The sequence below is a fragment of the Calothrix sp. NIES-2100 genome, from assembly GCF_963875285.1.
In the GTDB taxonomy this organism is placed as follows: Bacteria; Cyanobacteriota; Cyanobacteriia; order Cyanobacteriales; family Nostocaceae; genus Aulosira.
On the sequence record NZ_CAWNLA010000001.1, the window covers coordinates 6,478,106 to 6,494,698 of the forward strand.

The 16,593-nt window shown below is 41.2% G+C and carries 9 protein-coding genes; 6 read left to right on the forward strand and 3 right to left on the reverse strand.

Annotated elements, in window-relative coordinates; translation table 11 throughout:
* The first annotated feature begins 15 nt into the window (after nt 1–15).
* From AACU32_RS26250 to AACU32_RS26260, 3 genes are all read left to right on the forward strand, one after another.
* Complete coding sequence (locus AACU32_RS26250; RefSeq protein WP_339378287.1) at nt 16–891, forward strand: cupin-like domain-containing protein; 876 nt, start codon at nt 16–18, stop codon at nt 889–891.
* Between the two features lie 37 nt (nt 892–928).
* Entirely contained in the window at nt 929–1,765 is an 837-nt protein-coding gene (gene proC, locus AACU32_RS26255) for a pyrroline-5-carboxylate reductase (RefSeq protein WP_096604110.1), read from the forward strand.
* Nucleotides 1,766–1,853: 88 nt separating this feature from the next.
* A complete protein-coding gene (locus tag AACU32_RS26260; protein WP_096604111.1) occupies nt 1,854–3,875 on the forward strand; it encodes an ABC transporter ATP-binding protein/permease in 2,022 nt (673 codons plus the stop codon).
* A 160-nt stretch (nt 3,876–4,035) separates the two neighbouring features.
* On the opposite strand, the gene AACU32_RS26265 is transcribed toward AACU32_RS26260, so the two are convergent.
* Genes AACU32_RS26265 through AACU32_RS26275 form a run of 3 tightly spaced genes read right to left on the reverse strand, consistent with a single transcriptional unit; the run spans nt 4,036 to nt 9,706 of the window.
* Nucleotides 4,036–6,318: a hybrid sensor histidine kinase/response regulator gene (locus tag AACU32_RS26265; RefSeq protein ID WP_096604112.1), complete on the reverse strand. Its 2,283-nt coding sequence runs from the start codon at nt 6,316–6,318 to the stop codon at nt 4,036–4,038.
* Nucleotides 6,319–6,323: 5 nt separating this feature from the next.
* On the reverse strand, nt 6,324–6,773 hold the full coding sequence (locus AACU32_RS26270; protein WP_445223193.1) for a response regulator: 450 nt from the start codon (nt 6,771–6,773) through the stop codon (nt 6,324–6,326).
* Nucleotides 6,767–9,706 (reverse strand): PAS domain-containing protein, encoded by a 2,940-nt coding sequence (locus AACU32_RS26275; protein WP_096604113.1) that lies wholly within the window; start codon nt 9,704–9,706, stop codon nt 6,767–6,769. Before AACU32_RS26275 ends, AACU32_RS26270 begins: the two co-directional genes overlap by 7 nt.
* A gap of 167 nt (nt 9,707–9,873) precedes the next feature.
* Between AACU32_RS26275 and AACU32_RS26280 the strand changes: the two genes are divergently transcribed.
* The 3 genes from AACU32_RS26280 (at nt 9,874) to AACU32_RS26290 (ending at nt 16,551) form a co-directional block, all read left to right on the forward strand.
* Nucleotides 9,874–12,573, forward strand: coding sequence for a CHAT domain-containing protein (locus AACU32_RS26280; protein ID WP_096604114.1), 2,700 nt, complete (start codon nt 9,874–9,876; stop codon nt 12,571–12,573).
* Nucleotides 12,574–13,002: 429 nt separating this feature from the next.
* Entirely contained in the window at nt 13,003–13,971 is a 969-nt protein-coding gene (locus AACU32_RS26285) for a DUF1822 family protein (RefSeq protein ID WP_096604115.1), read from the forward strand.
* Nucleotides 13,972–14,205: 234 nt separating this feature from the next.
* The gene (locus tag AACU32_RS26290) at nt 14,206–16,551 is read left to right on the forward strand and encodes a CHASE2 domain-containing protein (protein ID WP_096604116.1); all 2,346 of its coding nucleotides are present in this window, start codon (nt 14,206–14,208) and stop codon (nt 16,549–16,551) included.
* Nucleotides 16,552–16,593 lie beyond the last annotated feature (42 nt).

Sequence of the window (16,593 nt, forward strand, 5' to 3'; positions counted from 1 at the left end):
ATGAGGGGTATGAATATGACTGTAGACAATAAATTTAATCAAACTACAGTAAGTCAAATTGAACGTATTCATAAACCTACGCCAGAAGACTTTAAAAGCACAGTCCTCTCTTATAAACATCCTGTAATTTTTACTGGGATAGTACCTGAATGGAAAGCGTTTACTTTATGGTCATTGGATTACTTAAATACTGTTTTAGGTAATAAAGAAATTACTGTTCGCGTTTCTGACAATCAAATATTTACCTACGATGCAGAAGTTGGAGTCTACCCTACCAAAAAAATGAAGTTTACTGACTTCACAGATTTGATTGTAAATAAGAAAAAAGATAATCAATACTATTACATTCAGCAATATCCAATTGATACTACATTCCCTGAACTACTTCCAGATATTACAATTCCAGATATTATTGACAAAAACTTATCCATCAATACCGCTCGATGGATGGGTATTCCAGAGATAGAAATTCCAGACTTTATTGATAAATACTTATCTTTGATTACTATTTTCTGGATGAGTAACAATGGCAATATTACACAATTACATCACGATCCAGTAGAAAGTGTTTTATGTCAAGTACGCGGACGAAAGCGAATTTTACTTTTTGAACCAAAACAAAGTTCGTTTCTATATCCTTTCCCTAAAAATTCAAAAGTACCATTCATGAGTCAATTAAATATTGATAAACCTGACATTGATAAATTTCCTCAATTTAGAAATGCAAAATATATAGAGTGTATCCTAGAAGCAGGTGAAATACTATTTTTTCCCTCTTTTTGGTGGCATCAAGTTTACTCTCTTGATGAGCTAAATATTTCTGTTAGTTTCGTTTGGAATACAAAATTTAAAAAGTTTTTTAGACGCAAGATTTTCCAGGAAAACAAATAAAGCCAAAAGATTAATTTTTATAAATAGAGATGAAGATATGCTAAAAAATTTAAAAATTGCTTTTATCGGCGGTGGTACGATGGGCGAAATGATAATTAGTAGATTGTTATCAACAAAAACTGTTGAAAAATCTGAGTTAATTATTGTCAGCGATCCTCTATCTGCGCGATGCCTTTATTTAGAAAAAGAATATGGAGTAAGTACTACAAAGAGCAACATAGAAGCAGTGCAAGGTGCATCGATTGTAATCTTGGCGGTAAAGCCGCAGGTTTTGGCAGAGGTTATGGCTATGCTAAAGGACAAAATTTTACCTGATGCTTTAGTAATTAGTATTGTAAGTGGAGCAAGTATTTCATCTCTGTGCCAAGGGTTGAATCATACTGCTGTTGTTCGGACAATGCCGAATATTGCCGTACAAGTTGGTCATGGAACTACGGTGTGGAGTGCATCACAAAGCGTGACCGAAATACAGCGATCGCATACCCAAATCATTTTACAAGCATTGGGTAAGGAATTTGCTACCCAAAATGAACACTACCTTGATATGGCCACAGCTTTGAGTAGCGCCGGAACTGGATTTATATTTCTGTATATTGAAGCGATGATTGATGCTGGCGTTCAAATGGGTTTAACTCGCGCACAAGCTCAAGAATTAACATTGCATACCATCGCTGGTAGTGTAGAACTGATGTTTCAAACTCACGAACATCCAGCCGTCTTACGCAACAAAGTCACAAGTCCTGGAGGCGTGACTGCTGCTGGTCTTTACGAGTTAGAAAAAGGTGGTATGCGAACTATCATTTCTAATGCAGTGCTTACTGCTTTGAGTCGCACTCAACAATTAGGTAATATCAGTTGGAACATGAGTGACTAGTAAGAATTTATATCGATAATTATTACTGATTTTCAGCACTAATAACTTTTAAATTGAACTCTCAAAAATATCAGTTTATTTCTCAAATATGACAACCCAAGTTGTTCAAGCTAAACCCTCAACAAATGCATTTACAGACTTTTTCCGATTTTGGAAAGATGTAGCAGCGATCGCCGGACCTTATTGGTATCCGACCAAGCCAGGAGACAGAGCATTTTCAGACGTTATTCGCGCCTGGGTAATGCTTATTTTCCTAATAATATTAATCCTTGCCCTTGTAGGAGCAAATACTTTTAATACTTTTATCCACCGCTATTTAATTGATGTCATTATTCAAGAGAAAGATTATTCTAAATTCACTTATACTATATCAATTTACGCTGTTGGACTTGTATTTATAACGCTTTTAGTAGGATTTACTAGATTTATTAGAAAACAAATTGCTCTTGATTGGTATCAATGGCTCAACAATCACATTTTAAATAAATATTTACATAAACGTGCTTATTATAAAATTAATTTTCAAGCAGATATTGATAATCCAGATCAACGTTTATCTCAAGAAATTGAACCTATTACCAGTAGCGCTCTCAACTTTTCAGCTACTTTCTTAGAAAAACTACTGGAAATGTCGATTTTTCTAATAATTGTCTGGTCAATTTCCCAACAAGTAGCTATTGCTCTGCTTGCCTATACAATTGTAGGTAACTTGATTGCTGTTTATTTAAATCAAGAGTTTATTAAAATTAATCAGGCAGAACTAGAATCTAAAGCCGATTATAGTTATTCTCTAACTCATGTCCGCAATCACGCTGAGTCTATAGCCTTTTTTCAAGGGGAAGAACAGGAATTAAAAATAGTTGGCAAGCGATTTAGTAATCTTATCAAAAATATTAAAGACAAGGTTAATTGGGAGAGAACTCAAGCAATCTTTAATAGAGGATATCGTGCTGCTATCGAATTTTTCACGCTTTTAGTACTCGCACCTTTATTTATTAGAGGTGATATTGATTTTGGAGAAATTGGACAAGCTACTACAGCTTGCTATTTTTTTGCTGGTGCTGTAGAAGAATTAATAGCTGAATTTGGCATTTCCGGCAGATTTTCCAGTTATGTTGAACGTTTATCTGAGTTCTCAGATGCTTTAGAAGCAGTGGCAAAAGAACCCGAAGATGTTAGTACTATTAAAACAATAGAAGAGAATCATTTCGCTTTTGAGCATGTTACCTTACAAACGCCAAACTATGAGCAGGTAATTGTTGAAAACTTGTCATTGAACGTTCAGCCTGGAGAAGGTTTATTAATTGTAGGGCCTAGTGGTCGAGGTAAAAGTTCTTTATTAAGAGCGATCGCTGGTTTGTGGAACGCGGGAACTGGTCGTCTAGTGCGTCCTCTCCTAAAAGAAGTCCTATTTTTACCCCAGCGTCCTTATATCATTTTGGGTACTTTGCGCGAACAGTTACTCTATCCTAAAACTAATCGTCAAATGACCGACGCAGAACTTAAAGAAGTTTTGCGACAAGTTAATCTACAAAATTTACTAAGTCGAGTTGAAGGCTTTGATACTGAAGTTCCTTGGGAGAATATATTGTCATTAGGAGAACAACAACGCCTTGCTTTCGCACGCCTATTAGTTACTCATCCCAGGTTCACAATATTAGATGAAGCAACTAGTGCCTTAGATTTGAAAAATGAAGCAAGTTTATATCAACGGTTACAAGCAACGAAAACAACATTTATTAGTGTAGGGCATAGAGAAAGTCTATTTGATTATCATCAATGGGTTTTGGAACTTTCACAAGATTCCAGTTGGCAACTTGTGACTGTGCAGGAATATCGAAATCAAAAAACAATTACCTCTAACTCTCCTGAAACTACTGACATTACTATAGATGATTCTCCTAAGAGTGAAACACAAAGTCAATCAACAATATTAGCTCAGAAAACTACAACTGAAGGTTTTTCTCATAAGGAAATGAGCGAATTAACTTTATATTCCATTAATACTATTAGAAGTAAGGCAAGCAAAGGAGAATCGATCCCGGCCAGGGATGGCTTTACCTACCGTTATGATAAAGATCCAAAAGTCTTGAAATGGGTTAGAGTCTAGCAGGCACTTATATTTGTGCTTTTACCCATAAGTGCTTACTCAGATTATAGCTGAATAATCTTACGCAAGTATCACAAGCAAAGGCAGAGAGTACGCTTTTTTTCAACACATAAGGCCCATATCCGAATGGCACTAAGATAAGATTCAAGCAGATGGGAAATCAAGACATTACTTGTTGTAAAGTCAGCAATAATTCGTTGATAGTATAGGGTTTGGGCAAAAATGTGGTGACACCAGTGCTAGCTAAAGCTTCCATCTTCTGGCTAGAAATCAAGCCACTAGTGGCAATAATTTTCACATTCGGGTTGATTTTCTTTAATGTGCGGATGGCAGTTACACCATCGAGAGAAGGAAGCATCAAATCCATCAGGACAACGCTGACTTGATCCATGTGTTTAGCATAAACTGCGATCGCCTCAATGCCATCACTAGCGATAATGGTTTTGTAGTTATGTGTTTCTAGGGATGTTTGCGTAATCTCCTGAATCGCAGGTTCATCGTCTACAATCAAGATCATTTCTCCTTGTGCAGTTAGCACTTTTAATTCATCTACGCTATGTGTTTCTATACCTTCTGTTGCTGGTAAATATACTTGAAACCGCGTACCAGAATTTCTCTCGCTATACACGTTTACAAAACCACCGTGGCTTTTGACAATCCCCAGGACGGTAGACAGTCCTAATCCTGTACCTTGTCCCACCTCTTTGGTAGTGAAGAATGGCTCGAAAATTCTATCTAAATTTTCTTCAGGAATTCCCACACCAGTATCGCTGACAGTAATAACTATATATGGCCCAACTTTAGCTTCTAAGTTCATCCGGGCATAGTTCTCATCAATAAACAGATTTTTTGCAGAGATTGATAAACTACCACCATTGGGCATAGCATCACGAGCATTCACGCAGAGGTTCATTAACACCTGATGAATTTGCGTCCCATCTCCCAAAACTATCCACAAGTTTTGTGGGACATCGACAGAAACTTGAATAGATTTAGACAATGTCTCTTTTAAGACCTTGGACACTTCTATAATTAGATGTCTAATTTGCAGATTAATTCGTTTACCTTCTACACCCCTAGCAAATGACAGTACCTGCTTGACTAAATCAGCACCACGTTTAGCGTTGATTTCCAGAATTTCTAACAAATGCTTAGTCCGCTGATCTGCATCGGGAAATTTTAGCGGTAGTAGTTGCGCTCCTGCTAAAATCGGTGTCAGGATATTGTTCAGGTCATGGGCAATTCCGCTAGCTAAAGTGCCAATACTTTCCAATCTTTGGGCACGAAATAATTGTGCTTCTAGGCGTTTTTTCTCGGTAATATCTGTGTCAACAGTAAGTATTGATTTGGGTCTACCTTTTTCATCACAAACCAAACTCCAACGGCTAGCAACTAAAATGTCTTTACCAGCTTTAGTAATTTTAGTTAGCTCACCCTCCCACTTACCTGTGCTGATGACGGTTAAAAGTGCGGCTTTAATTTCTAATGGTTGGTCATCATCATATAATATTTCGCTGGCGTTTTTGCCTTTCGCCTCTGCTGCTGACCAGCCATAAAGTTTTTCTGCACCTTGATTCCAAAAGAGAATTTTGTTTTGTAAATCTCGGACGAGAATCGCATCAGTAGCAATGTCTAGTAATGCGGCTTGTTCGCGAATTGTCTCATCAGCTAACTTGCGCTGTTGTAAGGCGGCTTGCTGTTCGCTAATGTCAATGCAAGCACAAGTGATGCCAATAATTTGTTGTGACTCATTGCGCAATGGTTCTATAGTCAAGTCGTAATATTGAGTTCCTTTAGCGGTAGTAATAGATACTTCCTTTCTCGTACCCACACCAGTAACTAGTACGCCCAGTTTCAGCGCAGTCAAATATTGGGCACTTTCTAAGGAAATTAATTCAGAGTCACGTTTACCCAACATTTCTTCGACTGTTAAACCAAAAGCGGGATTATAAACCCAGGTGTAGCGTAATTCTTGGTCTTGGTTGAAGACAAAAATCGGGGAATTTTTTAAGGCTACGCGAAACCGTTCTTCACTTTGCCTGAGTGCGTCTTCTATGCGCTGACGCTCAATAGCATAACGCATAGAGCGTACTAGCAAGTCGCCTGTTACTTGTCCCTTGACTAAATAATCTTGCGCGCCTTCCTGCATCGCCCTGAGGGCTAAATTTTCATCAGCAATCCCCGTGAGGACAATAATCGGAGTTGATTTTACCTGATTGTGCGCTCTAATAAAGGTTTCTAATCCTTGACTATCTGGGAGAGACAAATCCAAAAGCATGACATCAAAGTTTTCTTGCGCCAGATAGCTGAGTGCTTCGTCAAGCTGTTCAACAGGTTTTAACTCAATCACAGATGGAGTGACATCCTGTAAAAATTCCTGTAACAAGAGGACATCACCGGGGTTATCTTCAACTAACAGGACTTTGATAATTTCACCTGTCATGTTAATTACTCCGGTGGCAGTTTGACGATCGCAAACCAAAAGTTTTCTATAGAGCGGATAATTTTAACGAACTGATCGAAGTCAACTGGTTTAGTTATATAACAGTTGGCAGCTAAATTATAGGCTTTGAGAATATCTTCTTCGGCTTGGGAAGTTGTCAGCACAACTACAGGAATTCTTTTGAGATTTGCGTCACCTTTGATTTCTGCTAGGACTTCCCGACCATCTTTTTTTGGTAGGTTTAAATCAAGTAGCACAATATCGGGATGTGGTACTTTAGCATATTTATCTTGTTTCCGCAAGAAAGCCATAGCTTCTACCCCATCTTCAACGACATTCAAATTCACCGAGATTTTGCTATCTTCCAAGGCGATGCGCGTCAGTTGCGCATCGCCGGGATTGTCTTCTACTAACAACACCTCGATAGGCATAAACGCTGATCGATTGTTCACCATTGCTTTCCTGTGTGATCTGGAATGGTAAAGTAGAAAATCGAGCCTTCACCCGGTTTCGACTCCATCCAGATGCGACCGCCGTGGCGTTCTATAATTTTCTTACAAATTGCCAGACCAATTCCAGTACCCGGATACTTACTTCGACTATGTAACCGCTGAAAGATGACAAAAATTCTTTCAGCATACTGAGATTCTAAACCAATTCCATTATCGCGGACTGAGAACAACCATTCGTTTTCTACTGGGGTGAGATGGGAATTTTCTTGATTTGATTCTAAAGTATTCCTAATGGCTGTAATGTGAATTTGAGGTGGTTCTTGCCGACGAAATTTAATGGCGTTGCCAATCAAGTTTTGCAATACTTGTACTAATTGAGTAGTATCGGCTCTAACTTCGGGGAGAGCATCGCTGGTAATAACTGCATGACTTTCTTGGATGGCTATTTGCAAATTGGCGATCGCTCTGGCTAAAACTGTATTACAATCTACTAATTTAAAAGGTTGTGCCCTGGTACTGACGCGGGAATAATTCAACAAATCGTTGATTAAGGTTTGCATCCGCTGTGCCCCATCGACAGCGTAGCTAATGAACTCATCTGCACGAGCATCTAATTGATTTTTGTATCTTTGCTCTAATAGTTGTAAATAACTAATCACCATCCGCAATGGCTCTTGCAAGTCATGGGAAGCAATATAAGCAAACTGTTCTAATTCGCCATTGGAACGAGCTAGTTCTTGAGAGTGGCGGGTTTCTTGCTCTAAGAGTTGTGCTTGGGATAGGGCTATACCAATTTGATTGGCTAGTTGTTGCAACAAATCTAGTTCAAAACTGTTCCACTCACGGGGATGATGACATTGATGGGCAATCAATAAGCCCCAAATTCCATCCCTAATTAAAATTGGCACTACCAGGTTAGCTTGGACACCATGCTGTTGTAGGAATTCACGGTGGCATTCTCCAATATCAGCTTTGGCAACATCTGTAATTGCACTGACTCTGCCTTGACGATATTTTTCTAAGTAATCTTGTCCAAAGCAGGGTTCAAGAATATTCTGTGCTAGCATTACAGAACAACCTGGTAACACAGCTTCTTGTACCACTGTTCCCGAACCATCTAGCCAAAGGCGAAAAATCAAAACTCGGTCAGCATGGAGTAATTTTTGAATTTCATTTACCGTAGTTTGAAGAATATCATCTATTTGTAAAGATTCACGGATTTTCAAGGTAATTTCTGAAAACAATTGCGATCGCAGATTTTGCCGTTTGATTTCTTCTTCTACTCGCTTGCGATCGTTAATATCGGTATGAGAACCTACCATGCGCACGACATTACCTGTACTATCCCACAGCGCCTGTCCCCGATCTAAAATCCATTTATAGCTGCCATCTTTGCATTGAACTCGATGCTCAGTGACGTAATAAGGCGTTTTCTTGTCAAAGTGATCCCGAATTTCTGCTAAGACCCAGTCTAAATCTTCCGGATGGACTCGTTTAGACCATTCATCGATATGATTGGCAATTTCATGATCTTCATAACCGAGCATTTCTTTCCAGCGAGTAGAAAAGAATACTTCATTAGTTTGCAGGTTCCAATCCCAAATACCATCATTATTACCTTGTAAGGCTAATTGCCAACGTTGTTCGCTCTCCTGTAATGCTTGTTCTGCTTGCTTGCGGGCGGTGATATCGAGTGTCACACCAATCATCCGCGTGGGATTACCATCATCATCGTATATTCCTACACCTCTGGCTAATACCCAATGAATGCTACCATCAGGCCAAATATTGCGGTACTCTGCCTCATAATCGCTATCGGTTGCGAGAGCTTGTTGTACACAATCTTGCATGTAGGTGCGATCATCAGGATGGATGCATTGTATTAATTTATCAAAGGTCAACTCAACTGACTCCGGCAGACCAAAGTTAGCTTTACATTGCTGAGATGAAGTTAACTCTCCTGTAGCTAAATTCAACTCCCAAGAGCCAAATTTAGCGGCTTGCAATGCTAATTTTAGTCGGCGATCGCTTTCTTTCAAAGCGGCTTCTACTTGTTTGCGTTCGGTAATATCTCGCGTAAAACACCGCGTATGGATAAACTTTCCCTCTTCCCAATACACATTTGAGTGAATCAGAACATAACGAATCGATCCATCCTTGCAACGTAATCTGGCTTCATAATTATGTAAAGTTTCATTTCTCCTCAACCTTTGCAGAATGTCGTCGATCACATCTTGATCAACATGAAACTCAGTAATAGAGTGTCCGATATACTCAGAACGGGTGTAGCCTAAAAGCTCAAGTTCTGCCTGATTTGCCCAAGCAATTGTGCCATCTGCCTCTACCCAGTGCATCCCGACAGTAGCATTTTCGACAAAATCTGTAAGTTCTTGCTGACTGCGCCGCAGTGCGGCTTCTACTTGTTTTTGTTCCTCGGAAACACGGGATAACTCAGCTAAGTTACGTCTTAGCTCTAATTGGTCGATTACCTGACGACCGAGAGCCTGAAGTGCTTCTACTTGTGTGTTGTTTAGTTCTCGTGGCACATGATCAATGACGCAGAGTGTGCCTAGCATATCACCTTTGGGAGTGACCAGCGGTACTCCTGCATAAAATCGCACAAATGGATAGGCGGCTACTATTGGATTTTTTGCTAACTCTGCATCAGCTAATGTATCCGCTACCACCACCATGTCCTGTTTCTGGAAGCAAAGGTAAGATAAACCCACATTTCGCGGCATTTCCCGTACATCCAGACCTAATTTCGCTTTAAACCACTGACGGTTTTCCGCAATGAAATTTACTAAAGCGATGGGAGTACCACAAATAAATGCAGCTAACTGGGCAATATCGTCGTAGGCTTTTTCTGGTTCTGTATCGAGAATTTGGTACTCGCGGAGGGCTTGGAGTCTTGCTAATTCGTCATTAGGGAACATGAGGGGAACCAGGGCTAGGGACTAGGGGTTAGGGGAACTAGGGATTTTTATCTCTTAATTGTGGGTGCGTTTGCTTGTGGGGATCTAATTTCTCAAGATTGTGCGATCGCATCGGCTCCGGTAGGATTTGAATGCAGACTCCCCTTGAATAGGCTGACATTGATCCTATGGTGAAAGTATCTCAATTGTCGTTGCCAAATTTGATCAAAATTCACAGGCACAATTGCAAATTTTTCCGGCTGCTGTTTTACTTTCTCATGGCTTTGCTGTGTAGCCTCAATACTCCAATTATAGCGGCGGTTCCCGGATTCAATGCTTCCCCTCAAACCATACTTAACCAAATTGCTACCCCTGATTCTTTATTTCAGCAGGGTAAATTGCTTTACAATGCAGGAAGGTTTGCTGAGGCGGTGCAGATTTTACAGCAAGCAGTGAAAGTTTACCAAAATCAAGGCGATACTCTGGGCTTAGCTGCAACTTTGGGTAATCTTTCCCTCGCTTACCAGCAACTCGGTAAATGGAACCAAGCTCAGCAAGCAATTACAGATAGCTTGAATTTGCTGCAAAAATCCCCAAAAAACCAAAATTTGTTATTATTTGCCCAATTGCTAGAGATTCAAGGACGCTGGCAAATATCTACAGGACAAGCGGAGGCGGCTTTAGTAACTTGGCAGCAAGCAGAAAAATTTTATACTCAATTAAAAAATCAAGATGGCGTGGTGAAATCGCTGATTAACCAAGCACAGGCGTGGCGGAGTAAAGGGTCTTATCGTCGTTCTGTAGAAATACTGACATATCTAGAAAAAAAGCTACAATTAGATCCAGGCTCAATCGCTAAGGCGGTGGGATTGCGATCGCTGGGAGATACGCTGTTAGCAATGGGCTATGGGGAAAAGTCTCGGACTATCTTACAGCAAAGCCTGAAGATTGCGGAAAGTATGCCAGCAAATGCAGATATCGGCGCAACTTATTTTAGCTTGGGGAACAATGCCAAAACACAGAAGCAAAAATCAGATGCGATCGCCTTTTATCAAAAAGCTGTTGAATTATCGCCCTCACCCCTAACAAAAGTCCAAGCACAGCTCAATCACCTCAGTTTACTGATCGAAGATGGCGAATTAACAGCAGCTCTCACCCTCATACCATCAATTCAATCACAATTGGCACAACTCCCCACCAGCCGCGCTACTATCTACGCCGAAATTAACTTTGCTCAAAGCCTCAACAAATTACTGAGTAACTATTCTCAATCAACAATTCAATCCTCATCAACGAGTTCTCAAGGCTCAATCCTGAGTATTCATTACTTAGAAATTAATTCTCAAGATGTCGCCAAAATACTTGCTCAAGCCATTGCACAATCTCGCAGTTTGGGGGATCAACAAACAGAGGCTTATGCACTCTTGAGTTTAGGGAATTTATATGAGCAGACAAAACAGTGGTCAGAGGCGCAAAAGCTGACTCAGCAAGCTTTAGTATTAGCTCAGACAAGTAATGCACCGGAAATTGTCTATCGGGTAGATTGGCAACTAGGAAGATTACTCTGGGCGCAAAAAGATATCAAAGGAGCCATTGCCGCTTATGATGCAGCAGTAGATACTCTCCAACTTCTGCGCCTTGACTTAGTTGCAATCAATCAAGATGTGCAATTCAGTTTCCGCGACAGTGTAGAACCAGTCTATCGACAGTCAGTAGAATTATTGCTGCAATCCCAAGGCGGAAAACCAGATGAACAAACATTAGATAAAGCACGCCAGCGCATTGAGGCTTTACAGTTAGCAGAATTAGATAACTTCTTTCGCGAAGCTTGTCTTTCTGGTCATAGTGTGCCTTTAGATAAAATAGTAGACCAGGATAATGCTACTGCGGCAGTAATATATCCTATTATACTAAAAAATGAGATACAAGTAATTGTCAAAATTCCCAAAAAACCTCTACAGCATTACAGCACAACAATTTCCGAAACAGAAGTCAACAACACCCTGCTAGAACTACGGAGAAATATTGTTAATCCTGCGGCAAAAAGCACCATCAAAAAGCGATCGCAACAAGTTTATAACTGGTTGATCAAACCGATTGAATCTGAATTACTTTCCAAACAGGTAGATACGCTGGTGTTTGTACTGGATGGAGCTTTACGCAATTTACCAATGGCATCTCTTTATGATGGTAAGCAATATTTAATCGAGAAATATGCGATCGCTCTCAGTGTGGGACTACAACTACTCGATCCCAAACCACTAGTCCAACAGCAAATCCGAGCGCTCACCGCCGGACTCACTGAACCTCCACCAGGGTACTCTAATTTTTCAGCCCTCAGAGCAATCAAATCTGAAGTCGATTTAATTGCCAAATCTGGAGTCTCCACCACCAGTATTTTAGATGAGCAATTCACCAGCAAAGCACTAGAAAAAGAAGTTAATACCGTTCCCTTCAACATAGTGCATCTGGCAACCCACGGTCAGTTTAGTTCCCGCGCCGAAGATACATTTATCTTAGCGGCTGATGGCCCGATTAACGTCACCCAATTTGATAGTCTGCTCCGCAGTCGCGATGAAAGCAAACCCCAAGCCGTAGAATTATTAGTGTTAAGTGCTTGTCAAACCGCAGCCGGAGACAACCGAGCCGCCCTAGGTTTAGCCGGAGCCGCAGTCAGAGCCGGCGCACGCAGTACCTTAGCATCTCTGTGGCAAATTGACGATCAATCAACAGCTTTATTTGTCGGTGCTTTCTATAAACAGCTCAAAAGCGGTAAAGTTACCAAAGCCCAAGCTCTGCGCTACGCCCAGCTACAATTGCTGCAACATCCCAACTACAACGCCCCCAGTTTTTGGTCTGCCTATGTTTTAATTGGCAATTGGCTTTAGTCATTTGTCATTTGTCATTTGTCATTTGTCATTTGTCATTTGTCATTTGTCATTGGTCATTTGTCATTCTCCTGTTCCCCACACTCCCCTCATCCCTAGGGCGTGTTTTCAAAGTCGCCGTCACCCTAAAGGGTGCGGCTATATCAACAAAGTCCGCCTGCGCGGACTACGAAAAATAAGGCTTTTTAGCCCACGCAGGTGGGCTTTGTTCGTGTAGCCTCAGGCTTTAGCCTGAAGGCGTTTGGGGTTTGAAAACACGCCCTAGCCCCTAGCCCCTCATCCCCAACCGAAAAAACTGGGTATTATCAAGGATAAATTATGAAAATTTATATTTGATCACAAAAACTTAAGAATTCTAGATTTTTGGCATAAATTACGAGAATGCGGCCGATATGTGTATGGCAGCATCGATCACTGGGAACTAAACTTATGACTCACGCTATCTATCAGCCAGAAAATTTCGCTGTACCTTTGCCAATCGCGCAACTAGCACGCAAAACTGCTTTCATGTTTGCCAATCAGCAGCCTACTCCGGAAAAAGCAAAGCAAGTTATACTGAACACCCTAGCCGTGTGGGTGGTCAATGAATACTTGCAAATGATGGAAATTGCTACCGAACTCACAGCTAGTGATAGTTGGAACCCTGTGATCCGCCTATGTGCAGATGTCGCAGATTTAGCAATACCTTCTCTTGGTCGTTTGGAATGTCGCCCTGTAGATAATTATGCACACACCTGCTTCGTTCCCCCAGAAACTTGGGAAGAACGGATAGGTTATGTAGTTGTACAAATTGACGAATCTTTACAAGAAGCAAAGTTACTGGGTTTTGTTCCTAGTGTTACTACAGAAGAACTGCCTTTGAGTCAACTGCAATCCCCAGAAGCTTTCATCGATCATCTAGGTAAACTTAGGCAATCTCCAACCAGCACAAGTGTAAATTTACGTCAGTGGTTGACTGGTATATTTGAATCAGGTTGGCAAAGTATTGAAGCTTTGCAAAATTCCCAAGAAGCAGGGCTAGCTTACGCGTTTCGGAGTGCAGAACTTTTTGAACAACAAGCGCCTAACAAGCCTCATTCCGGTACAAGAAGGGCAAAGCTGCTCGATTTGGGAATCCAAATTGCTGACAAACCCTTAATGTTGATTGTGGATATTAGCCCCCAAACTGACGAAAAAACTAGCATTCGTCTCCAGTTGCACCCCACAGGTAATCAAATTTATCTACCGCAAGGAGTGCAACTCACAGTTTTAGATGATTCCGGATCTGTATTTCTAGAAGCTCAAGCTCGCAGTGCCGATAACTATATTCAGTTGCAATTGCGAGGTGACGCTGGAGAAATATTTAGCGTTAGGGTCGCATTTAATGATATCAGTATTACAGAACAGTTTGTGATCTAAAGGTGCAGCTACTTCCTCACTTGTCAGTACAAGTGTAACATTCTATACTTTTATTTAGCCAAAAGAACTTTGTCTAGTAGGTAGTCAGTATAAAGCTAAAGCACGTACTTACATACTACGCAAAATTTGTCTGGCAGAATACTAGAAGGGAGTTTAAAAATTCAAAAAGCAAAATTCAAGGCTGACTATTGTGAATTTTGACTTTGAATTTTCAGTAAAAGGGTAGCCACTGTCATGAGTAAGTTAGTGATTCTGAAATTTGCAGACGGTAGTTTTGAGCAAGGGTTTGGTGTGTCCCTGCAAATTGGTGATGAATGCGATCGCCCCGCCACAGAAATCACGGGAAAACTACCTCCATGTCCGGAAATACCCTTATACTACAGCCACTGGCAATCTAGTTATCGGCGTTTAGGTAACGGTTATCGTCTAGATGCAGATAAAGTCCAGATAACGAATGTGTCCATGACACAAGACTGTCTTAACACATCCCATATTTTACGAGCACGTTTTAATACCTGGTTGCGAGCAGAGGAATTTCGTCTCCTCAGGGAGAAATGGCTGGAAAAATTAATGCCCTCAGATGAGGTGCGGGTAATATTGCAAGCAGAAAACAGTCAATTGCAGCGATTACCTTGGCATCTTTGGGACTTGTTAGAACGCTACCCAAAGGCAGAAATTGCCTTATCATCACCAAGCTATGAGCGCGTTCAAAAGCCACGCACCCCCAATAAATTGGTGAATATTTTGGCAATTGTCGGTAATAGCCAGGGAATTGACACCAAGGCTGACCAAGATCTATTGCAACGTTGTCGAAATGCTAATGTCTGTTTCTTGGTAGAACCAGAACGCAAAGAATTAACTGACCATCTGTGGGAGAAAAACTGGGATATTCTCTTCTTCGCCGGACACAGTTCCAGTCAGGGAAGAGATGCAAGTGGGCGGATTTATTTAAATAAAACCGATAGCCTGACGATTAGCGAATTAAAATATGCCCTAAAAAAAGCGATTGAGGGCGGCTTACAATTAGCAATTTTTAACTCTTGTGATGGATTGGGACTGGCGCAAGAACTCGCTGATTTGCAAATACCCCAAATGATCATCATGCGAGAACCTGTACCCGATCAGGTAGCTCAGGAGTTTTTAAAGTATTTTCTCGGTAGTTTTGCTGGCGGTGAATCTTTATACCGATCAGTGCGACAAGCGCGGGAACGTCTGCAAGGGTTGGAGGATCGATTTCCCTGTGCGACTTGGTTACCAGTGATTTGCCAAAATCCAGGACAACCACCATCAACGTGGCAGGGGATAACAAGTGTCAAAAAACAATTCAGTACAATTTCCCCTCTGTTTAGCAAACGCGGATTTCGGGGAGTTCTATTTACCAGTCTGATGATGAGTGCCTTAGTTTGGGGTGTCAGATTTGTGGGAATGTTGCAAAATGTAGAATTGATCGCCTATGACCAGATGATGCGATCGCGTCCTGATGAAGGCCCAGATTCCCGATTACTATTGGTAACCATAGACGATGGCGATCTGGCAATTCAACGCCACAACCGCGAAGAATTAAAAGGAACCTCTCTGTCCGATCAATCTCTCAAGCAACTACTGCTCAAACTGCAAGAGTATCAACCCCGTGTCATTGGTTTAGATATCTACCGCGATTTTCCCGCCGAACAGCCAGATTTAATTCCCTTGCTACAGCAGACCGAAAACTTGATTGGAGTTTGTAAGGGAAGTGATACCACAGAAAAGACAAAAGGTATTGCCCCACCAAAGGAAATTCCCCAACATCGCTTAGGATTCAGCGACTTCATTCACGATCGCGATGGGGTAGTGCGTCGCCATCTATTGTTCATGAATCAAGAAGCCGCATCATTATGTCCTGCGTCTTATGCCCTAAGTACTCAACTAGCATTTCGCTACCTCGTACCATTAGGATTTCAGCCCAAATACACAGCCCAAAATCAGTTGCAACTGGGCAATACTATTGTGCCACGCTTGTCATCTCGTGCTAGTGGCTATCAAAGCATCGATGCCAATGGCGGTCAACTTTTACTCAACTATCGCTCCACTAAAAAGATTGCCGAACAGGTGACGCTCACACAATTGTTATCCGGACAGGTAAACCCCAGCGCCGTCAAAGACAAAATTGTCTTAATTGGTGTCTCAGCCAAAGGCGATTTCCCAGACTACTGGGCTACACCCTACGGAAATAACTTAGATGACCAAATGTCAGGGGTAATAGTACAAGCCCATATGATCAGCCAAATCCTCAGTGCTGTCCTAGATGGGCGTCCGTTGTTAAGGGTTTGGTCACTATGGCTGGAATTGATTTGGATTTGGAGTTGGGCTTTAATTGGAGGATTGCTAGCTTGGCGCTTACCTTCCCTTTCCGGGTTAATCATAGCAGTTAGCGTCAGCGGCGGCGTTTTATATTTATTCTGCTTTGGTTTGTTAATTTGGGGCGTTTGGGTGCCTTTTGTACCCTCAGCTTTATCATTGATCGGCACAGTTGGTGCTATCTCAATACCAAATTCTAAATTTAAAATTCCAAATTCCAGATTAATCCGGGAAAATATTTAAGGCATTACCAAAATTGTGCCGAGATTTCATCTGCTTATTCCC